We start from the raw sequence: 21,186 nt of genomic DNA on the forward strand, positions 1-21,186 counted from the left end.
CCCCGTTGGTGTGCCCGTGATGCCGTGTGCGCCGCCTGTGCGACCGCCGACGGCGCGCGTCCGCGCCCCGGGGATCCTATGATCCGCCCTGTCCGGTTCGGGCGGCGGCCCGGCCTTCGCGCGGTGCGGCACCCCCGGCCCGCTCCGGCCGGGGGTGCCGCTGTGCCCCGGGCCCCGCCGCCCGCGACGGCGGGGCCCGGGGGTCACGCCTTCGGTGCCGCGTCCTCGGCGGCGCCGGCCTCCCCGGCCGCCCGCGCGGCCGCGCGGCGCGGCATCAGCGCGGCGGCCGCGCGCTTGAGCGGGGCGGACAGGACCGGCGCGCACAGCAGCAGCACCAGGACGCACAGCAGCACCAGCGAGGGCGTGCGCTCGACGAACAGGCCCAGGCCGCCCTGGAGGAGCAGGGTCTGGCGCAGCGTCTCCTCGGCCATCGGGCCCAGCACCAGCGCGATCACGGTCGCCGCCGGGGCCAGGCCGTAGCGCCGCATGAGGAACCCCAGCACCCCGCAGGCGAACATGATGCCCACCTCGACCACGCTGCCGTTGACCGCGAAGGTGCCGAACGCGCACAGGATGATGATGAGCGGCGCCAGCGTGCGGAACGGCGTCTTGGTGACCTTGGCGAACAGCGGGATGCAGAACACGTTCATCACCAGCAGCATCACGTTGCCCAGGTACATGCTGCCGATCAGCCCCCACGCGAAGTCGGGGTTGTCGCGCATGAGCAGCGGGCCGGGCTGCAGGCCCCACATGAGGAACCCGCCCAGCAGCACCGCCGTGGAGGCCGACCCCGGGATGCCCAGCGTCAGCAGCGGCACCATGGCCCCGGTGGCGGCGGCGTTGTTGGCGGCCTCGGGCCCGGCCAGCCCCTCGACCGCCCCTCGGCCGAACCGCTGGGGCCGCCGGGACAGCCCCTTCTCGATGCCGTAGGAGATCAGCGAGGCCACGGTGGCCCCGGCGCCGGGCACCACACCCAGCACGAACCCCAGCGGGGTGCCGCGCGCGATCGCCCCGCGCGAGTCGCGCCACTCCTGGCGGCTGGGCCAGAAGGCGGCGGAGCGGCGGTCCACCCGCACGTCGGTCATGGTGTCGTCGTTGTGGCCGCCCCGGTAGAGCGTCCACAGGATCTCGCCGATGCCGAAGAGGCCGATGGCCACGGGGATGAAGTCGATGCCGTTGATCAGCTCGGTGGAGCCGAAGGTGTAGCGCTGCTCGCCGCCGCCCACGTCGATGCCCACCGTGCCGATGGCGAACCCGATCAGCACCGAGATGAGCCCGCGCAGCCAGCTGCGGCCGACGAGGACCACCAGGGTGAGCAGCCCGATGATGATGAGCAGGAACAGTTCGGGCGGGCCGAACGAGGACGCCACGCCCGCCATCAGCGGCGCGGCGATGGTGAGCAGGACGACCGCGACCGTGCCGGCGGCGAACGAGCCGACCGCCGCGATCACCAGCGCCGGCCCGGCCCGCCCCTTGCGGGCCATGGGGTAGCCCTCCAGGGTGGCCGGCACGCTGGCGGAGTCGCCCGGGGTGTTGATCAGGACCGAGGTGATGGTGCCGCCGTACATGGCGCCGTAGTAGACGGCGGCCAGCATGACGATGGCGGTGGTGGGCTCCAGGCCGAAGGTCAGGGGCAGCAGGATCGCCAGGCCGGCCGAGGGGCCCAGGCCGGGGATGGCGCCGACGAGCATGCCCACGACCACGCCGATGCCCAGGAAGAGCAGGTTGGTGGGGGTCAGGACGCCGGTGATGCCGCTCACGAGGTTGGCGAAGATGTCCATGCGGACTCCGAGGGGTGTGCCGGACTCGGCAGGGCGGGTGCGGGGGGCGCCGGACGCGGCCGGGCAGGGCGGCGGGCGGCGCCGTGGTCCGCGGCCGGTGCGCCGGCCCGAGGGGGCCGGGCGCACCGGCGGTGCGCGGACGGGGGCCGGCTGCGGCGGAGGGGAGGGGGCCGGCTAGCGCAGCGGGAGCAGGCCCGGCGGCAGGGGCGCGTTGAGCCACCAGACGAACACGAGGTAGAGGGCGGTCGGGAAGGCGGCGCCGAGGACGACGGCGCGCACGGGGTGGGCGCGGTCGCACAGCAGCAGCGCGGCGATGAGCGCGAGGGAGCCGGTGATCACCGCCCCCACGGGGACCAGGACGGTGACGAACGCGGCGCACACGGCGCACAGCGCCAGGACCAGCCAGGGGTGGCGGGACTCGGCGGCTGCCGGGGAGTCCGCGGTGTCGGGGGTGGTGGCGGCCGCGCCGCCCGCCTCGGCCCGGGTGCCGGCCGCGGTGTCCGGCGCGCCGTCGGACGCCTCCGGCGCGGCGGCCGGGCGCGCCGACGCGCTGTGCGCCGCCGCCAGGAGGCAGGCCGCCACTCCCAGGCCGCCGATGACGCGGGGGAACAGCCCCGGCCCGATCCGCCCGGCCGTGGTCTGCCACTCCATGCCGAAGGCCATCGCGGTGTAGCCGGCCAGCACCGCCGCCAGGACCAGGTAGAACACGGTGGCGCCGGTGACGGCGATCCGGCGCCCGCCGCCGGCGGCCGATGCGCCGCCGTGGGCGGCGTCCGGTCCGCGCGCCGCGGCGGCGGCCGCGGCCGGGGCGCCGCCCGCCTCCGGAGGGGTGCGCTGGAAGGGGAGCCGCACCCGGGGGTTGCCGGTCCTGGCCATCAGACCGCCCCCTGCTCTTCCAGCGAGTCCTCGAACCGCGTGCCGGTCTCCTCCAGGTAGGCGGTGAAGTCGTCGCCCCAGCGCAGGTCCTCGGTGAGGTGGTTCTTCTCCAGGTAGTCCTGCCAGGCGTCGGTGGCCACGACCCGCTTCATGGTCTCGATCCACCACTCGCGCGCGTAGTCGGGGGTCTCGGGCGGCAGGATCAGCCCGCGCGGCATCGAGACCATGCCGTCGTAGCCCAGGTCGGCGGCCGTGGGGACGTCGGGCAGCGCCTCCAGCGGGTCCTCGCCGCTGAACAGCAGGGCGTTGACGTCGCCGCTGTCGACCTGGCCCATGATCGAGCCGGGGTTGGACACCATGGCGTCGATCGCCCCCGAGGACAGCGCCGTCTGGAGCTGTCCCTCCTCGTTGAAGGGCACGTACTCGATCTCGTAGCCGGCCTGGTCGGCGAGTTCGGCGTGGATGATGTAGTCCACGTTGACCGTGCCGATCCCGCCCACCGACACGGTGCCCGCGTCCTTGGCGTGGGCCACCCAGTCCTCCCAGGTGGTGATCCCGGAGGAGTCGGGCGTGATGAACAGGGTGTCGTCGGTGGCGAACAGCCCCACGTGCGTGAAGTCGGCGTGGGTCCAGCCGGTGTCGGCCTGCAGCGGCGTGGTGATGAACGACCCCGAGGTGGTCGAGATGACGTAGGGGTCGCCCGCGCTGCTGAGCAGGTGGCCCCAGCCGGTGGCGCCGCTGCCGCCCTCCCGGTTCTCGACGACGATGTCGTGGGGGTACAGCTCCTGCTGCTGGAGGATCTCCACGATCGTGCGGGCCATGATGTCGTTGCCGCCGCCGGGGCCGAACGCGATCGTCCAGTCCAGTTCGCGGCTGGGGTAGGCGTCGGGGTTCTCCTCGACCGCCGTCCCCGCCCCGCAGGCGGTCACGGCGGCGAGCAGTGTCGCCGACGCCAGCAGGCGGATGGTGGTGGTTCGGGGCATGGGGTGCCTCCTCGCCGGCACGGTGCGGGATTTCGGTAGTGGGGCGCGGGCCGGCCGCGGGTGCTGGGCGGCGGCCGGCTCAGGGAGGGTGCGGGGGACCGGCGGCGGTGGGCGGCGGAGGTCGGGCCGCCCGGGCGCCCCGCTGGGCGCGAAGGGTCCGCGGCCCGGCGGGGCGCCCTGCTGTCAGGACCAGGTGAAGCGGGGCGGGCGCTTCTCCAGGAAGGCCCGCACGCCTTCGGCGTAGTCGTCGGTGTCGAAGGAGGAGTTGCGCAGCTCGGTGGTCTCCGCGTCGTCGTGGAGCTGGCCGGCCACGATCCGGTTCACGATCTGCTTGGCGGCGCGCACGCTGTACTGGGCGCGGGTGGCCACCAGTTCGGCGAAGGAGTAGGTGTGCTCGGCCAGGGCGTCGGGCTCGGTCACCGCGTCGACCAGGCCGGTGCGCAGGGCGCGGTCGGCGTCCAGCCGGCCGCCGGAGAACAGGATCCACTTGGCCTGCGCCGGGCCGACCAGGTCGACCAGGCGGCGCGTGGACTCCAGGCTGTAGACCAGGCCGAGCTTGGCCGGGGTGATGGCGAACCCGGCGTTGGTGTCGCAGAAGCGCAGGTCGCAGGCGAGCGCCAGGCCGCACCCGCCGCCCACGCAGTGGCCGTGGACCATGGCGACGGTGGGCTTGGCCATGCCCTCCAGGGCGCGTTCGGCGGCGGCGACGTGCTCGTTGTAGGAGCGCGCGCTCTCGGCGTCGGCGCGCACCCGGCCGAACTCGCTGATGTCGGCGCCGGCGGCGAACGCCTTGGTGCCGGCGCCGCGCACCACCAGCACCTTGACGCCGGGGTCGTCGTCGATGCCGCGCAGCAGGGCGGGCAGTTCGGCGTACATCTCCAGCCGGATGGCGTTGCGGCTCTCGGGCCGGTTCAGCGTCAGGGTCGCGACGGCGCCCGAGCGCTCCACCACCAGATCGTCGGACATGGGGTGCCTACCTTTCCTGCGGTGCGGGGGAGTCGTGGAGTTCGGGGTGGGCGTCGTAGGCCACCTCGGCGGCGTAGAGTTCGGCGATCTCGGCCTCGCTGAGCCCGGCGTCGGCCAGGACGTCGCGGGTGTGCTGGCCCAGCCACGGCGCCGGGCCCTTGACCTCGAACTCCAGTGAGCCGAACTTGGCGGGCGGGGCGATGGTGCGCATGGTGCCGACGATGGGGTGCTCGACCTCGGCGACCATGCCGCGGGCGATGACGTGGGGGTCGGCCAGCGCCTCGGCGTAGGTGAGCACCGGGCCGCCGGGCACGCCCGCCCGGTCCAGGGCCTTGATCCACTCGGCGGTGGGGCGGGTGGTGGTGATGGCCTCGATCTCCTCCTGGAGTTCGTCGATGTGGGCCATGCGCGCCGGCAGGGTCGCGAACCGCTCGTCCTCCAGCCAGGCGGGCCGCTCCAGGGCGTCCACCACCAGGCGGTGCCAGAGCCGGTCGTTGTTGGCGCCGATGGTGACGTAGCCGTCGGCGGTGCGGTAGGCCTGGTAGGGGGTCGACCGGCGGTGGCGGGTGCCGGTGGGGGCGGGCTCCTCGCCGCTGCCGAAGTAGGCGCCCGACTCCCACACCGTCCAGGCCAGGCCCGCGTCGACCAGGGAGATGTCGATGTAGTCGCCCTGCCCGGTGGCGCGCCGGTTCAGCTCGGCGGCCAGGATGGAGTAGATGGCGGTGGCGCCGGCGGCGATGTCGTTGACGGCGATCCCGACCTTGGCCGGGCGGCCGTCGGGGTGGCCGGTCATCCGCAGGAAGCCCACCGCGCCCTGGGCCATGATGTCGAAGCCCGGCCGGTCGCGGTAGGGGCCGGTCTGGCCGAACCCGCTGATGGAGCAGTAGATCAGTGCGGGGTTGGCCGCCCGCAGCGTCTCGTGGTCGATGCCCAGGCGCGCGACCACGCCGGGGCGGAAGTTCTCGATGACGAGGTCCGCGCCCTGGGCCAGGCGCAGGAACACGTCGCGGCCCCGGGGGTCCTTCAGGTCCAGCGACACGCTGCGCTTGCTGCGGTTGGGCATGCCGAACGGGTAGCTCTCGCCGTTGACCTTGGGGGCCAGCCGGCGGGAGTCGTCGCCGGTGATGGGCTGCTCCACCTTGATCACGTCGGCTCCCAGCTCCGCCAGCACCATCGTGCAGTAGGGGCCGGAGAGGAAACGGGTGAGGTCGAGGACCCGGAATCCGTCGAGTGGCTTCATCCACGCACCTGATTTCGTGTGCTTCCCACGGTGATGTCACATGCTTTCCGCATTGTGGGATACGATCCCGTATAACAGGAACGTACGATTGCAGGCATGTGAACGTCAATGGGGTTGGGAGAAATTGAGCGAGACAACCGAAGGCCAGGCCGTCGGCGGCGCGCGCGCTGCGGGCGCCGCACGCCAGGGCGTGCAGTCGATCGACCGCGCCGTGGCCATCCTCAAGTGCTTCAGCCCCCGGCGCCCCGAGATGGGCATCAGCGATCTCGCCCGCGCCACGGGGCTGTCCACCAGCACCACCCACCGGATTCTGGCGTCCATGCAGGCCAACGGACTGGTCCGGCAGACGCCGCAGCGGCGCTACGCCCTGGGTCCGCTGCTGGTCCAGCTCGCCCGCAGCGGCGCGTTCCCCACCACACTGGGCGACGCCGCCCGGGGGCCCATGCACGAGTTGCGCGCCCTGGTCGACGAGACCGTGGGCCTGCACGAACTGCTGCCGGGCAACCGGCGCGCGGTGGTCGACCAGGTCGAGAGCCACCACGCGCTGCGCCGCACCTACACCGAGCTGGGCGTGCCCATCCCGCTCGTCTACGGCGCCCCGGGCAAGGCGATGCTGGCGTTCCTGCCCGCCGCCGAGGCCGAGGCGGTCCTGGCCGAACCGATCGCGCCCGTCACCCCCGCCACCATCACCGACCGCGCCGAGGTCCGCGCCGAGCTGGCGCGCGTCCGCGAGGACGGCTACGCGCTGTCCTTCTCCGAGCGCACCCCCGGGATCCGCACCGTGGCCGCGCCCGTGTTCGACCACGACTCCCGCGTGGTGGGCTCCATCAGCGTCAGCGCGCCGGAGTCGCGGATGCCCGAGGAGCGCATGCGCGAGATGGGGCCGCAGGTGCGGCGCTGCGCCGCCTCGGTGTCGCAGGCCCTGGGCTGCCCCCGGCCCTGACGGCCGGCCGCCTCCCGGCGGGCGGCGGCCCGGCCCGGCAGAGTGGGGCGCGAACGCGACCGGGTTCCACGAGCTGAGGGGCCGCCCCCACGCCGAGCCCCGGGTCGCCGACACCCGCTGACCGGCCCGCGGCCGGCCCCGGACCGATGTGATGCGGCCGACACCCGCGCGCCGTAGGATCGATCGCACCAGCTCACCCGACCCGCCGCCCCACACTCCCGGACACCCTCCCCCAGCCCGTTGGAACCGACCATGCAGCGATCCACCGGCCGCCGTCCGCGCCGGGCACCGGCGCGGACCTGGCCCGTGCCGCCGCGCACCGACGCCATGGCGGTCCTGAGCACCGCCCGCAGGGTCGTCGACGACCTGCGCGACGGCCTGTCGGGACCCGGCGCCGCGCGCGCCGCCCGGCGCGTGCGGCGGTTGCTGGGCGCCCCCGGCCTGGCCCTGGCCGACCTGTCGGGCGCCCTGGTGTGGGCCGGGCGCCCGGCCCCCGGGTCACCCACCTCCGCCCTGGTCGACTCCGTGCTGCACACCGAGGACCCCGCCGGGCGCGCGCCGCTGGTGGCCGTGCCGCTGCACGTCGACGCCGAACTCGCCGGGGCCCTGGTGGTGTCGGGGCCGGTGCCCGCCGCCGCCGTGCGCAAGGCCGCCGACTGGATCGCCGACGCGCTGGAGCGCTGCCGCCTGGAGACCTCCGCCGAACTCGCCGCCCAGGCGGAGTTCCGCGCGCTGCGCGCCGAGATCTCCCCGCACTTCGTCTACAACGCCATGACCGTGATCGCCTCGCTGGTGCGCACCGAGCCCGACCGCGCCCGTGAGCTGATGACCGACTTCGCCGACTACACCCGCTACAGCCTGGCCCGCCACGGCGACTACACCACCGTCGCCGACGAGTTCCACGCCATCGAGGCGTACCTGATCCTGCAGCGGGCGCTGCTGGGCGACCGGCTGCGGGTGCAGGTGCGCGTGGCGCCCGAGGTGCTGGGCGTGGCAATGCCCTACCTGGTGCTCCAGCCGCTGGTGGAGAACGCCGTGCGCCACGGCGTGGAGCCGCGGCCGGGCGCCGGACTGGTGCAGGTGGCCGGCGAGGCCCAGGGCAACGACTGCGTCATCAGTGTGGAGGACGACGGCCCCGGTATGGACCCCGCCGTGGCCAAGGCGGCCCTGGCCGGGCGGGGCGCGGCCGACAGCGTCGGCCTGGCCAACGTCGACCGCCGGCTCCGCCACGTCTACGGCCCCTGGTACGGCCTGGTGGTGGAGACCGCCGTGGACGCCGGGACCCGCGTGGTGCTGCGGGTCCCCCGATTCCAGCCGGGAGTGATGCCCTGATGGCGGATCGGCCCGTCGGGCTGCGGGTGCTGGCCGTGGACGACGTCCCGCTGGCGCTGGAGGAGCTGTGCCGGCTGCTGCGCGAGGCCCCCGAGGTCGCCGAGGTCACCCCCGCCGGCGACCCCATCAGCGCGCTGCGCAGCATCCAGGCCCGGCCCTTCGACGCGGTGTTCCTGGACATCGCCATGCCGGGCCTGGACGGTATCGAGCTGGCGTCGCTGCTGTCGCGGCTCAGCGACCCCCCGGTCATCGTCTTCGTCACCGCCTATGAGGACCACGCGCTGACCGCCTACGGGCTGGGCGCGATCGACTACCTGCTCAAACCGGTGCGCGCCGACCGGCTGGCCACCGCGCTGAAGAAGGCGGCGCGGCTGGCGGCGGCCGGGCCGCCCGAGCCGGCCGGCGCCGAGGGCGGCGCGGCCGTGCCCCGCCGGCGCCGCGCGCCCGAGACCATGGCCGCCATCCGGGTCGAGACCGCCGGGCGCACCCGCTACGTGCGCCGCGGCGACGTCGCCTACGTCGAGGCCAGCGGCGACTACGTGCGGCTGCACACCGCCGGCGGCGTCCACCTGGTGCGGATGCCGATCTCGCGGCTGGAGGAGTACTGGGCCGAGGCCGGGTTCGCGCGGGTGCACCGCGGGTTCATGGTCGCGCTGGGCGCCGTGCGCGAGCTGCGCAGCGACGCCGTGGGCGGGCTGCTGGCCCACACCGACCTCGGCGACGTCCCGGTCAGCCGCCGCCACGCCCGCGAGCTGCGCGCCCGCCTGCTCCAGGCCGCCCGCAGCGGCGAACTCGACCGCGACCGCGCCGAGCGCGCCGACCGGTCCCCGCGGTCCGAGCGCCCGGCCCGCCCCGCCCGACCGGAGCGGCGGCCCTGATGCCCCAGCGCCCCCGCCGCGTGGCCGTGACCAGCCCGCAGACCCGCCTGGCGCACGCGCGCGGGCGGGCGCGCGGCCGCTGGCGGGTGCCCCGGCTGGACCCCGCCGACGCCGACCGCGCCCTGCGGCTCTACCGCCGCCAGCGCGCCCAGGCGCTGCGGGCGCTGGCGGCGGTGCTGGTGCTGCTCATCGGCCTGCCCGCCGCGTTCGCGCTGTGGCCCGAGGGCGCGGGGCCCCGGCTGCTGGGGGTCCCGCTGGCCTGGCCGCTGCTGGCCTGGCTGCCCTACCCGGCGATGATGCTGCTCGCCCGCTGGCAGCTGCGCCGCGCCGAGCACATCGAGGAGGGCTGATGGGCGCGCTGGCCGCCGTCGCGCTCGTGGTCGCCGGAACCCTGGTGATCGGGCTGCGCGGGGTGGCCGCCATGCGCACCACCTCCGACTTCCTCGTGGCCTCGCGCCGTGTCTCGCCGCTGCTGAACTCCGCGGCGGTGTCGGGGGAGTACCTGTCGGCGGCGTCGTTCCTGGGCGTGGCCGGGCTGGTGGTCAAGGACGGCGTGGGCGCGCTGTGGTACCCGGTCGGGTTCACCGCGGGCTACATCGCCATGCTGATCCTGGTGGCGGCGCCGCTGCGCCGCTCGGGCGCGCTGACCGTGCCCGACTTCGCCGAGGCGCGGCTGCGCTCGCCGGGGCTGCGGCGGCTGAGCGCGGCGGTGGTGCTGGTCATCGGCGCGCTGTACGTGGTGCCGCAGTTCCGCACGGCCGGGCTGGTGCTCAGCGCGGTCAGCGCCACCCCCTACTGGGTGGGCGTGGTGATCGCCGGGTTCGTGGTGAGCGTGACGCTGGCGCTGGGCGGCATGCGCGCGGCCACCTACGTGCAGGCGTTCCAGTTCGGGCTCAAGCTGCTGCTGTTCATCGTCCCGGCGGTGTGGCTGGTGGTGGCGGCCGGACCCGAGGTGCGCCACGCCGCCGTCCACCCGGTCGACTTCACCCGGTTCGCCGCCGACACCCCGGTTTCCTTCCAGGTCGACGTCACCCTGGTGGTGGAGGAGCCCACGCGGGTGCGCACCGGCGAGGGCGACCCCCGGCTGCTGCGGCCCGGCGAGCACCCCATGGCCGGCGGCACCTCGGCGGTGTTCCCCGAGGGGGCGCGCGTGCCCGAGGTGCGCGGCGACGCCCCGCTGGACGCCCAGCAGTGGGCGCGGCCGCTGCTGGACCAGGAGGGCGACGGCCACCCGCTGGTGGGCACGTGGGCGGTGCTGGTGGCCACGGCGCTGGGCACCATGGGGCTGCCGCACATCCTGATGCGGTTCCACACCAGCCCCGACGGCCGGGCGGCGCGGCGCACGGCGGCGATCACGGTGGCGCTGCTGGGCGTGTTCTACCTGTTCCCCGGGGTCTACGGGGTGCTGGGGCGGGTGCTGGTGCCCGAGCTGTACCTGTCCAACGCCACCGACACCGTGGTGGTGGCGCTGCCCGCCCAGGTCGACACCGGGTGGGCGGGCACGCTGGCCACCGCGCTGCTGACCATGGGGGCCTTCGCGGCGTTCCTGGCGACCTCGCTGGGCCTGGTGCTGGTGATGGCCGGCGCCATCGCGCACGACCTGCTGCCGGGCGGGCTGCGGCGGCTGCGCGCCACGGTGGTGGGGGTGGCGGCGGCAACGGTGCTGCTGGCGCTGCCCGCCGCAGGTATCGACGTCGGGGTGGTGGTGACCTGGGGGTTCACCGTGGCGGCGGCGACGTTCTGCCCGCTGCTGGTGCTGGGCGTGTGGTGGCCGCGGCTGACCGCCGCGGGCGCCGTGGCGGGGGTGCTCACCGGGCTGCTGACCACCCTGGGCGCGATCGCGCTGGCGCTGTTCGGGCCGCCGCTGGGCGGGCTGGGCGGGCTGCTGGTGACCCAGCCGGCGCTGTGGACGGTGCCGCTGGCGTTCGCGGCGATGGCGGGGGTCTCGCTGAGGGGCCGGCCGCCGTCGTGGTCGCGGCGGGCGATGCTGCGGCTGCACCTGGACGAGCGGCGGCGGGAGGGGCCGCAGGCGCCGCCGCGGCCGGGCGGGCCGGGCGCCGGGGCGCGCTGAGGAGCGCCGCGGGCACCGGAGGGCACAGCGGGGCACCGCGAAGGGCGGGGCGCGGCGCCGGGGGCGCCGCGGTGACGGGCGGCCATGCGGGCCGCCGCCGCCCGTGCCGGGGAACCGGCCGGGCCCCGCGCGCGTCCCAGGGCCCGGGAGGGGCCGAGAGTCCCTCCCCCGGAACCGCCCCCGCCCGGCACACTGGACACGCAGGGGAGCGATCCGGACACGCACGGTCCCACCGGTACGGCCGCCCACCTGGGCCGCGCCCGATCCGCGCCGCCCCGCGCGGCTCCCGCCCGGGGCCGCCCGCGCCGTTCGCCGCGCGCCACCGACCGCTCGTCGACCGTTCGTCGCGCAGCACGGCGTTCGGGCGGGTCCCCCTGTCACCGCGCGCCCCCGTTTTCCTACTGTGGCGCGGAACACAGTGTGTCCCAGAACACAGGCGTCGGCGCGACGCGGGTGTCCTCGGGCACGGCTGTCCCAGCCACACACGAGATGGGGATGCGGAGGTAGTGGTGACCGACTCCGACCACGCCACCGGCGGACCGCCGCCGGACCACGACTGGGAGCGGGTGCAGGCCAGTCCCGAGTTCGTGGAGCTGCGCAGGCGCCTGCGCGTCTTCGTCTTCCCGATGACGGCGTTCTTCCTGGCCTGGTACCTGCTCTACGTGATCCTGGCCGACTACGCGCACGACTTCATGGCCATCCCGGTGGCGGGCAACATCAACATCGGGCTGGTCTTCGGGCTGCTCCAGTTCGTCTCGACGTTCGTGATCACCGGCCTCTACGTGCGCTACGCCAACCGGCGCCTGGACCCGGTGGCCGACAAGATCCGCACCGACATCGAGAAGACGGGGGCCTGACATGGACGCCGGCACCCTCACCCTGGCCGACACCGCGCTGACCGACGTCAACCCGGTCCTCAACATCAGCATCTTCGGGCTGTTCGTCGCGATCACCCTGGTGATCGTGCTGCGGGCCAGCCGCAACACCAAGACCGCCGCCGACTACTACGCCGCCGGCCGGGCGTTCAGCGGCCCGCAGAACGGCATCGCGATCGCGGGCGACTACCTCTCGGCCGCGTCCTTCCTGGGCATCTGCGGCGCCATCGCGCTCTACGGCTACGACGGCTTCCTCTACTCGATCGGGTTCCTGGTGGCCTGGCTGGTGGCGCTGCTGCTGGTCGCCGAGCTGCTGCGCAACACCGGCAAGTACACCATGGGCGACGTGCTGGCCTTCCGGATGCGCCAGCGGCCCGTCCGCGCCGCCGCCGCGATCTCCACCCTGGCCGTGTCGTTCTTCTACCTGCTGGCGCAGATGGCGGGCGGCGGCGGCCTGGTCAACCTGCTGCTGGGCATCGAGGGCGCGGTCGCGCAGTCGGTGGTGATCGCGGTCGTGGGCGTGGTCATGATCATCTACGTGCTGATCGGCGGCATGCGCGGCACCACGTGGGTGCAGATCATCAAGGCCGTGCTGCTGATCGCGGGCGCCTTCGTCATGACGGTGTGGGTGCTGGGGCTGCACGGGTTCAACCTGTCGGAGCTGCTGGCCCAGGCCGTGGAGCGCGGCGGCGAGAACGGCGAGGCGCTGCTGGCGCCCGGCGCGCAGTACGGAATCGACGCCATGACGCGGCTCAACTTCCTGTCGCTGGGGATCGCCCTGGTGCTGGGCACCGCCGGCCTGCCGCACGTGCTGATGCGCTTCTACACCGTGCCCACCGCCAAGGAGGCGCGGCGCTCGGTGGTGTGGGCGATCGCGCTGATCGGCGTGTTCTACCTGTTCACGCTGGTGCTGGGCTACGGCGCGGGAGCGCTGGTGGGGCCCGAGACCATCGAGGGCGCGCCGGGCGGCCCCAACTCCGCGGCGCCGCTGCTGGCGCTGGCGCTGGGCGGGCCGATCCTGCTGGGGTTCATCGCGGCGGTGGCGTTCGCGACCATCCTCGCGGTGGTCGCCGGGCTCACCATCACCGCCTCGGCGTCCTTCGCCCACGACGTCTACGCCAACCTGATCCGCAAGGGGGCGGAGGACAAGGTCGGCGAGGTGCGGGTCGCCCGGATCACCGCCCTGGTGATCGGCGCGGTGTCGATCATCGGCGGCATCCTGGCCCGCGACCAGAACGTCGCGTTCCTGGTGGCGCTGGCGTTCGCGGTGGCGGCCTCGGCCAACCTGCCGACGATCCTCTACTCGCTGTTCTGGAAGCGGTTCAACACCTCCGGGGCGCTGTGGAGCATCTACGGCGGCCTGGTCATCACGATCACGCTGATCGTGTTCTCCCCGGCGGTGTCGGGCAGCGAGACGGCCATGCTGCCCAACGCGGACTTCGCGATCTTCCCGCTGTCCAACCCGGGCCTGGTGTCGATCCCGCTGTCCTTCCTGCTGGGCTGGCTGGGCACGGTGCTCTCCAAGGAGCACAACGCCAGGAAGCAGGCGGAGATGGAGGTCCGCTCCCTCACCGGAATCGGTGCCGAGAAGGCGGCCTCGCACTGAGCCGCCGCTGAAGCCCTCCCGGACAGGCCGCCCCGGAACCTCCCTCCCGGTTCCGGGGCGGTCGTCTGCGCCGGGCGGCCCGGCCGCCGGGTGCGCGGCCCCGGCCGCCCCGACCGCGCGGCCGGGCGCTACTGCCGGGACACCGCCGAGGCCCCCCTGCGCAGGACGTACTTCTGGATCTTGCCGGTGGCGGTCTTGGGCAGGGCGTCGGTGAACTCCACCTGGGTGGGGGCCTTGAAGTGGGCCATGTTGTCGCGGGCGAAGGCGATCAGCTCCTCGGCCGTGGCGTGCGCGCCCTCGCGCAGGACGACGGTGGCCCGGGGGGTCTCGCCCCACCGCTCGTGCGGCACGCCCACCACCGCGACCTCCTGGACGGCCGGATGGCGCAGCAGCACGCCCTCCACCTCGATGGAGGAGATGTTCTCGCCGCCGGAGATGATGACGTCCTTGATCCGGTCCTGGATCTCGACGTAGCCGTCGGGGTGGGTGACGGCGGCGTCGCCGGTGTGGAACCAGCCGTCGCCCATGACCCGCTCGGTGGCCTCGGGGTCGTTGTAGTAGCCCGCCATCACCACGTTGCCGCGCACGGCGATCTCGCCGACGGTGGTGCCGTCCCAGGGCACCTCGGCGCCGGAGGAGTCCAGGACCTTCAGCTCGCCGCTGGTGATCAGCTCCACGCCCTGGCGGGCCTTGACGGCGGCGCGCTCGGCGGGCGGCAGCCCGGCGTGCTCGGGGCGGGGCTCGCAGACGGTGATGAACGGCGTGGTCTCGGTCAGGCCGTAGACGTGGGTGACGGTCCAGCCGAAGGTCTCCTCCAGCCGCCCGATGGTGTCGGCGGCCGGGGCGGCCCCCGCCGTGACGACGTGCACGCCGGGCCGGACCCGGCCGCGCACCTCCTCGGGGGTGTTGGCCAGCGTGATCAGGACCGTGGGCGCGGCGCACAGCCACGCCACGTCCTCGTCGCGGATCAGGGCGAACACGCGGGCGGGGTCGACGGCGCGCAGGCACACGTGGACGGCGCCGACGGCCGTGACGGTCCAGGTGTAGGTCCAGCCGTTGGCGTGGAACATGGGCAGCGTCCACAGGTAGCGCTCGCCCAGCCCCAGACGCAGGTGCAGGAGCGTGCCGACCACGTTCATGTAGGCGTTGCGGTGGGTGATCATCACGCCCTTGGGGCGGGCGGTGGTGCCGCTGGTGTAGTTGATGGTGAGCAGGTCGGTCTCGGCGATCTCGACCGGCGTGTAGTCGGGCGCGGACTCCGCCAGCAGGGTCTCGTAGTCCGCCCAGCCCGGCGCGGAGCCCTCCAGCGCCACGAAATGGCGCACGTGGGGGAGCCGGTCGCGCACGCGGTCGACGGCGGCGAGCTGGTCGGCGTGCGCGCACACGACCTCGGCGCCGGAGTGCTCGATGATGTAGGCGAAGTCGTCGGGGGCGAGCCGGTAGTTGACCGGCACCAGCACGGCGCCGATCTGGGGCACTGCGTAGAACGACTCCAGTTGGGCGTGGGTGTTGGGCGCGATGTAGGCGACGCGGTCGCCCTTGCGCACCCCCATGCGCTGGAGGGCGGCCGACCAGCGGTCGCAGCGCTCGAAGAAGCCGGCGTAGGTGAGCCGGAGATCGCCGTCGACCACGGCGTCGAGATCGGGATACAGCCGCCTCGTGCGCCGGGCGAACTCAAGCGGGCTGAGGGCGGTTTCCACGGGCGTACCTCCTGCCTCGGCGACGACCGGCGTCAGCGGCCCCCGGCCACCAATAACCCCAGGCCGGGACCCGCCCACCGAACATACGTTTCCCCCTGACCCGGGACAAGACCACCAACCCACCCGACACAGCCCCGCCGCGCCCCCGCGGCGAGTCGCGTCGCGGGGAATGCGCGCACGGAACGCCGCGGCCGTCGGCCGCGGCGCCGCTGGAGACCGGCGTGGAAGCCGTCTCCCCGCGGTTCACCCGCCGCCGCGTGCCCGGCGGCGGCGCGGCCGGTCGCCGGTCCGGAGGGAGCCCTGCGGCGCCCGGGGCGGGTTCCGAAAGCCGAAAGTTTCGGTCCGCCGTCCTGCTCCGCCCGGCGGGTGATCGTGCAGGCGGGGCGGGCGGTTGGCCAGGGTTGACGCTCGCTTCCGGCATTGTTCGGCCAGAAAACATTCGGCAATCTTCCGGAAATTATTGACAACTCCCCGCGGTCGCCCCAACACTCGGTCTCATCACGCTGCCTAGTCCCCCAGCCTTCACAAGGAGGCAGCAGCACATGACCGAAATCCCCATTCGCGCCAAGCAGCCGACCCGTCCGCGCGCGCAGGCGCGCCCGTGGCGGCTCCTCAGCCGCGTGTGCGCGGCCGCGGCGGCCCTGGTCCTCAGCGTGACCATGCTGCCCGCGTCCGCCAACGCGGACATCACCACCAACCAGACCGGCACGAACAACGGCTACTTCTACTCGTTCTGGACCGACGCCCAGGGCACGGTCTCCATGGGCCTCGGCTCCGGCGGCAACTACACGACCCAGTGGCGCAACACCGGCAACTTCGTCGCCGGCAAGGGCTGGGCCACCGGCGGCCGCCGCACGGTCACCTACTCCGGCACCTTCAACCCGTCGGGCAACGCCTACCTGACCCTCTACGGGTGGACCCGGAACCCGCTCGTGGAGTACTACATCGTCGACAACTGGGGCACCTATCGGCCCACCGGCACCTACATGGGCACCGTCACCAGCGACGGCGGCACCTACGACATCTACAAGACCACCCGCCACAACGCCCCCTCCATCGAGGGCACCCGGACCTTCGACCAGTACTGGAGCGTCCGGCAGTCCCGCCGCACCGGCGGCACCATCACCTCGGGCAACCACTTCGACGCCTGGGCGCGCGCCGGGATGAACCTCGGCAGCCACGACTACATGATCATGGCGACCGAGGGCTACCAGAGCAGCGGGAACTCCAACATCACGGTGGGCGGCACCGGCGGCAACCCCGGCAACCCCGGCAACCCCGGCAGCCCGGGCGGCTGCACCGCGACGCTGTCGGCCGGCGAGCGCTGGGACGACCGCTACAACCTCAACGTCGCGGTCAGCGGCTCCAGCAACTGGACCGTGACCATGAACGTCCCCTCACCGGCGCGGATCCTGTCCACCTGGAACATCAGCGCCAGCTACCCCAGCCAGCAGGTCCTGACGGCACGCCCCAACGGCAACGGCAACAACTTCGGCGTGACCATCCAGCACAACGGCAACCACACCTGGCCGACGGTCTCCTGCAGCGCGGCCTAGCCCCGCCCGCGGCCCGGCTTAGATCCCCCAACCCAACGAAACCCGTGGCGCGACGGCCCAACGGCCTGGCCGCCGCGCCACGGCGCGTCACGGGTCCGGCCCGCGGCGGGCCGGACCGCCTTGAATTCAGGGGAAACGGAATCCGGACGAGGGTTTTCCCCACGGGCGCCGGGTCCGGAGAGCGGGCGCTGGTCAGTCCTCGGCCAGGACGATGAGGCGGTCGCCCGGGGAGAAGCGGACGCGTTCGCGCTTGTCGGGGTTGAGGACGATGCCGTGGTCGGGGTCGGACGACTGGGCGTGGAGGCGGTAGCCGATGGCGGTGTGTGCGCGGCGGCGGGCGGATTCCAGGACCGTGTAGTAGTCGATGCGCGCCCCCCGGGCGGACGTAGTCCTCGATCGGCTTGAGGTAGATCTCCGAGCCGGCCGGGTCGAGCAGGTGGGTGAAGATCTCGTGCAGGTGCGGGTTCTCCGACACCTGGGTCATCAGCAGGCTGATCAGCTTGCCGCTGACGATGAAGTCGTCGGTCTGGGTGATCTGGCCCAGTTCGCGGTTGCGGTCGTCGCGCATCTCGCTGACGATCGAGTACTTCTCCTGGCGGCGCTCGGAGATGTCGCGCAGGTGCAGCAGCGTCACCAGGGTCTGGGAGTCGGCGTTCTGGAGCTTGAGGTGGTCGTAGGTCAGCACGATCACGTGGTGGTACATCGCGAGGTTCACGCGCTCCAGGAACGCGCGGTCGGTGATGTCGGCCTCGGCGAACGCCACCTTGGCGTTCTTCAGGCGCGGCTCGACCGCGTCGATGTCCGCGCGCACCCGGGGGCTGCGGGCCGCGACGTGGATGCCGGAGTCCGGCGGCAGGTAGCTGTCGAGCTGCTCCAGCACCTTGGTCGCGCCGGTGTTCCAGCCCATCACCAGCACCATGCGCGGCTCGCTGGGGCGGGGCCGGGGCGGGACGATCAGCTCCTCCTGCGGCGCGGGCGGTCGGGGCCCCAGCTTGATGGTGCTGTCGTCCTCGGCGATGACGATGAGCTGGTCGCCGCGCCGGATCTCGGTGTCCATCGGCGGGTTGAGCACGGTCCGCCCCTCGGCCGTGCGCAGCCCCAGCAGGCTGGAGGTGGCGAAGGCCGCGAGCGCGTGGCCGTAGGGCGTGCCCACCAGGCCCGGCTGCTCGGTCAGGTAGATCTCGTCGCCGCCGAAGTCGAACAGGTCGGTGTAGACGGCCGAGAGCCCCGACTGCAGCGCGGTCTGCACCACCAGCCGCGACGCGATGTCGGTGGTGTCGATGATGTTGGCCTGGCGCCCGCCCGCGAGCTGGGTCGGGCGGACGCTGAGCGGGTCGCCCACCGCCGCCACGATGTTGCAGGACCGCCCGCGCCGCCCCGGCCGGTTGGCGATCGCCAGCAGGGTCTTGATGACCTGGTTGTCGCCGCCCTCCTCGCCGGAGGGCACGACGATGATCGACCGGGCGTCGTCGGGGTTGGCGATGTCGAGGTCGTGCGGGTTGAGCAGGTTGCCGGTGCGGCAGATGACCCGGGTCGAGCGGGTGTCGGCGATCCGCTCGCGGATCTCGTCCTCCATCTCGACCTTGTCGCGGTCGGCGAGGATGGCCACGACCGCGCGCCGCTCGCTCTCGTTGGCCGCGATCAGCTCCTCCAGCATCACGAACACCTGCTCCGACCAGCCCAGCAGGATCGTGTGGCCGCGCTCGATCACCCGCGAGCGGCCCTTGCGCAGCTCGGTGAGCTTGTTGTCCAGGCCCGAGGAGATCACGCCGACCAGCGCGCTGAACACGAAGATGCCGCCGAGCGTGGCCACCAGCATCACGGCGATGAACGGGAGGTTGGCGGTGTCGTCGCCGCCGATGGCGCCGGGGTCGGTGATGCGGATGAAGGTCATCCACAGGAGCCCCAGGAACCCGTGGCCGGCCAGGCCGCCGGTGCGGGGCACCGCCGCCCAGGTGACCAGGCCGAACGCCAGGATCATGAGGACGAGCACCACCGCCAGCCAGCCGATGAGCGCGGGCGTGCCGCGCGACATCGTGCCGTCGAACCAGTAGCGCAGGCGTTCGCGGCGAGTGATCCTGGGCACGCGGAACCTCCCGTGGCACGGTTCGGGGACAGGGCGCGGGAGCAGGAACCGGCCAGGGGGCATGGGCGACGGTGGACTCGGCTTCCCGGAAGTAGGGATCGTACTCCCCGCCGCCGACCGTTGCGGACGCGCGCGCGGTCGCGGAAGCCGCGGACGGCCCGTCACGGCCTTTCGCGGCCGGAACCGGCCGCCTCCGGCCACCGGTCCGGCCGCCCTCAGCGGCGCGGCAGGTAGAAGCCGGTGGCCACGCCCGGCGACCACAGCGCGGACTCCGGCGGCCGGTCCGGCAGCGCCACGCCGGCGGCGGCCACCAGGTCGCCCTCGTAGCGCAGCACCCACGCGGAGTGCAGCGGCCAGGGCGGGTGCGCCACGGGAATCCATGCGGTGGCGCCGAACCAGGTGGTGAACAGCCCCCACCGCGCCGTCACGAACCGCTCCAGCGGGGAGGGGCGGGCGATCGGCGCGCCGACGGCGACCCGCCACCGGGCGCGGGCGGGCGGCCCCGGCGCGCGGCGGCGCACGCCGCCCACCGCCTGGCCGCCCGCCGTGCGCACCGCGACGTCGGACCAGATGTAGGGCACGCGGGCCAGCGCGCGCCCGGCCAGGACGTTGTGCGCGGAGTCGGCGTCCATGGTGAGGAACACCACCCCCTGGCGGCCGTTCCGGTCGCGCGCGTAGAGCCGCACGTTGGCCTCGTCGAACCCGCCGGTGGGCACCGCGCCCAGGACGCGCGTGTAGGCGACGCCGAACGCCACCACCCCCACGTAGGTGGACCCCGCCAGCACGTCGGGCCGGGTGCCGGGCGGCAGCAGCGGCGCCACCAGGTCGGGGTCGACGCTCCAGTGCAGGAACACGACGTCGCGCCAGCCCTGGGTGAGCGCCGGGGGACCGGGCGGCGGCGCGACCGCCTCCGGCGGCAGCGGATCCGACGCGGACACGGCACACCCTCCCTTCCGCCGGCGGCCCTCGCGGCGCCGGGGCCGAACGCGGGCCCCGGCGCACCCCCTCCTACCCCCGCGGCGCACCCGCTCGTCCTCAGACGGCCGTGTGGTCCTTGTCGGCCACCGACGCCAGGTAGGCGTCGGACTTCTCGGGGTCCAGGATCCAGTGCTGGAAGTCCGACGGGTCGGTGTAGCCCTTGGCGAACCGGTAGGCGACCTCGGGGTTGTGCGCGGCCGTGGCGAGCACGCGCTGCACGTGCTCGGGCAGCGGCGCCAGCATCATGTTGGTGTAGGCGGTCACCCAGCGCGCGTGCGCCCAGTAGGTGTCGAACGTCCGCTGCATCCACTCCGGGTCGAACGGCCGGCCGCCGTGCTCCAGGATGGCGCGGTAGTAGACGTCGGCGCAGCGCGCCGCGTTGTTGGAGCCCTGCCCGGTGACCGGGTCGTTGGCCACCACCACGTCGGCCATGCCCAGCACGTGCGCGGTCGCCGACAGCCGCCCCACGGGGTGGCGCACCACGGGCGCGTAGCCGCCGAACAGGGTGCAGCGGGCGTCGGTGGGCCGCGCGTCGGCGCACAGCTCGTACTCCCAGGGCACGTAGCGCCGCATGAGCTCCAGCGTGCGCTCCAGGTGCTGCTCGGGTCCCGGCCGGTCCGACCAGCAGTCGAACGGCCCGCCCGGCACCGCCTCCCACAGCAGGATGTCGCAGGGCCCGGTGTTGGTGTAGCCCGGCATGAAGAAGTGCTCGCCGATCCCGGGCAGCGCGCTGATGCGCACGTGCGGCTCGGGGTAGTCGGGCCGGGGCGCCATGCCGTGCAGGTAGATGCACGACAGCATCCGCTGGGGCCGGTCGTAGGGCGAGCGCTCGGGGTCGCGGTCGAACAGCTCCACCAGTTCGCCCTTGCCGGCGGCGATGACCGTGAGGTCGTACATCGCCGACAGCGCCTCCAGCTCCGAGGTCATCACGCCGTGGTAGACGACCTCGCCCCCGCGCGACTCGAACAGCTCCAGCCAGCCGGCCATCTTCACCCGCTGGTCGACGGACTGGGCGTAGGCGTCCCAGCGCCCCACGAACCCGAAGGCGACCTCGCCGGGCGGGTCGGAGACCGTCAGCCGCTGCGCGACGATGCGCGGCGCCCGGTCCTCCCACAGGTTGAGCCCCAGGTCGCGCTCGATCTGCAGGCTGGGCGCGAACATGCACTGGGTCGACATGATCCGCCCGCCGCGGATCTCCTCGGGGGTGCGCGCGGACATGACCGTCACGTCGTAGCCGGCGCCCTGCAGGCTGAGCGCGAGCTGGAGCCCGGCCTGCCCGGCGCCGACGATGAGGATTCTGCGCATTGCCGCCTCT

At 73.9% G+C, this 21,186-nt stretch carries 16 protein-coding genes and 1 pseudogene; 8 read left to right on the forward strand and 9 right to left on the reverse strand.

Annotation, left to right across the window (positions count from 1 at the left end; genetic code table 11):
- Positions 1-203: 203 nt before the first annotated feature.
- From HNR12_RS26245 to HNR12_RS26265, 5 genes are all read right to left on the reverse strand, one after another.
- Positions 204-1,781, reverse strand: a complete 1,578-nt coding sequence (locus HNR12_RS26245; RefSeq protein WP_179770052.1) for a tripartite tricarboxylate transporter permease — start codon at positions 1,779-1,781, stop codon at positions 204-206.
- 174 nt (positions 1,782-1,955) lie between these two features.
- Positions 1,956-2,657 carry a tripartite tricarboxylate transporter TctB family protein gene (locus HNR12_RS26250; protein ID WP_179770053.1) on the reverse strand — a complete coding sequence of 234 codons (702 nt, stop codon included), beginning with the start codon at positions 2,655-2,657 and terminating at the stop codon, positions 1,956-1,958.
- Positions 2,657-3,640 carry a Bug family tripartite tricarboxylate transporter substrate binding protein gene (locus tag HNR12_RS26255; RefSeq protein ID WP_179770054.1) on the reverse strand — a complete coding sequence of 328 codons (984 nt, stop codon included), beginning with the start codon at positions 3,638-3,640 and terminating at the stop codon, positions 2,657-2,659. Before HNR12_RS26255 ends, HNR12_RS26250 begins: the two co-directional genes overlap by 1 nt.
- Positions 3,641-3,823: 183 nt before the next feature.
- On the reverse strand, positions 3,824-4,606 hold the full coding sequence (locus HNR12_RS26260; protein ID WP_179770055.1) for an enoyl-CoA hydratase-related protein: 783 nt from the start codon (positions 4,604-4,606) through the stop codon (positions 3,824-3,826).
- Between the two features lie 7 nt (positions 4,607-4,613).
- On the reverse strand, positions 4,614-5,846 hold the full coding sequence (locus HNR12_RS26265) for a CaiB/BaiF CoA transferase family protein (RefSeq protein ID WP_179770056.1): 1,233 nt from the start codon (positions 5,844-5,846) through the stop codon (positions 4,614-4,616).
- Between the two features lie 124 nt (positions 5,847-5,970).
- On the opposite strand from HNR12_RS26265, the gene HNR12_RS26270 reads away from it, so the two are divergent.
- The 7 genes from HNR12_RS26270 to HNR12_RS26300 all read left to right on the forward strand — a co-directional run bounded on the left by HNR12_RS26270 (position 5,971) and on the right by HNR12_RS26300 (position 13,551).
- Positions 5,971-6,789 carry an IclR family transcriptional regulator gene (locus tag HNR12_RS26270; protein WP_246425176.1) on the forward strand — a complete coding sequence of 273 codons (819 nt, stop codon included), beginning with the start codon at positions 5,971-5,973 and terminating at the stop codon, positions 6,787-6,789.
- 327 nt (positions 6,790-7,116) lie between these two features.
- Positions 7,117-8,121: a sensor histidine kinase gene (locus tag HNR12_RS26275; RefSeq protein WP_217782440.1), complete on the forward strand. Its 1,005-nt coding sequence runs from the start codon at positions 7,117-7,119 to the stop codon at positions 8,119-8,121.
- A complete protein-coding gene (locus HNR12_RS26280; protein WP_179770059.1) occupies positions 8,121-8,999 on the forward strand; it encodes a LytR/AlgR family response regulator transcription factor in 879 nt (292 codons plus the stop codon). Before HNR12_RS26275 ends, HNR12_RS26280 begins: the two co-directional genes overlap by 1 nt.
- Positions 8,999-9,349 carry a hypothetical protein gene (locus HNR12_RS26285; RefSeq protein WP_179770060.1) on the forward strand — a complete coding sequence of 117 codons (351 nt, stop codon included), beginning with the start codon at positions 8,999-9,001 and terminating at the stop codon, positions 9,347-9,349. The genes HNR12_RS26280 and HNR12_RS26285 overlap by 1 nt, the downstream gene beginning before the upstream one ends.
- A complete protein-coding gene (locus HNR12_RS26290; RefSeq protein ID WP_179770061.1) occupies positions 9,349-11,070 on the forward strand; it encodes a sodium/solute symporter in 1,722 nt (573 codons plus the stop codon). Before HNR12_RS26285 ends, HNR12_RS26290 begins: the two co-directional genes overlap by 1 nt.
- Positions 11,071-11,579: 509 nt before the next feature.
- Positions 11,580-11,927 (forward strand): DUF485 domain-containing protein, encoded by a 348-nt coding sequence (locus HNR12_RS28865; RefSeq protein WP_179770062.1) that lies wholly within the window; start codon positions 11,580-11,582, stop codon positions 11,925-11,927.
- 1 nt (position 11,928) lies between these two features.
- Complete coding sequence (locus HNR12_RS26300; RefSeq protein WP_179770063.1) at positions 11,929-13,551, forward strand: solute symporter family protein; 1,623 nt, start codon at positions 11,929-11,931, stop codon at positions 13,549-13,551.
- A 128-nt stretch (positions 13,552-13,679) separates the two neighbouring features.
- On the opposite strand, the gene HNR12_RS26305 is transcribed toward HNR12_RS26300, so the two are convergent.
- Positions 13,680-15,251, reverse strand: a complete 1,572-nt coding sequence (locus HNR12_RS26305; protein WP_179770064.1) for a long-chain-fatty-acid--CoA ligase — start codon at positions 15,249-15,251, stop codon at positions 13,680-13,682.
- A gap of 542 nt (positions 15,252-15,793) precedes the next feature.
- Here HNR12_RS26305 and HNR12_RS26310 point away from each other — a divergent pair.
- Positions 15,794-16,807, forward strand: coding sequence for a glycoside hydrolase family 11 protein (locus HNR12_RS26310; RefSeq protein WP_179770065.1), 1,014 nt, complete (start codon positions 15,794-15,796; stop codon positions 16,805-16,807).
- A gap of 1,000 nt (positions 16,808-17,807) precedes the next feature.
- Here the strand turns inward: HNR12_RS26310 and HNR12_RS29650 are convergent.
- From HNR12_RS29650 to HNR12_RS26325, 3 genes and pseudogenes are all read right to left on the reverse strand, one after another.
- Positions 17,808-18,956, reverse strand: a pseudogene (locus tag HNR12_RS29650) (CASTOR/POLLUX-related putative ion channel); the annotation flags it as partial.
- Positions 18,957-19,108: 152 nt separating this feature from the next.
- Entirely contained in the window at positions 19,109-19,831 is a 723-nt protein-coding gene (locus HNR12_RS26320) for a YqjF family protein (protein ID WP_179770066.1), read from the reverse strand.
- Between the two features lie 97 nt (positions 19,832-19,928).
- Positions 19,929-21,176 (reverse strand): styrene monooxygenase/indole monooxygenase family protein, encoded by a 1,248-nt coding sequence (locus HNR12_RS26325; protein ID WP_179770067.1) that lies wholly within the window; start codon positions 21,174-21,176, stop codon positions 19,929-19,931.
- Positions 21,177-21,186 lie beyond the last annotated feature (10 nt).

Origin of the sequence: Streptomonospora nanhaiensis (assembly GCF_013410565.1) — a bacterium.
In the GTDB taxonomy this organism is placed as follows: Bacteria; Actinomycetota; Actinomycetes; order Streptosporangiales; family Streptosporangiaceae; genus Streptomonospora; species Streptomonospora nanhaiensis.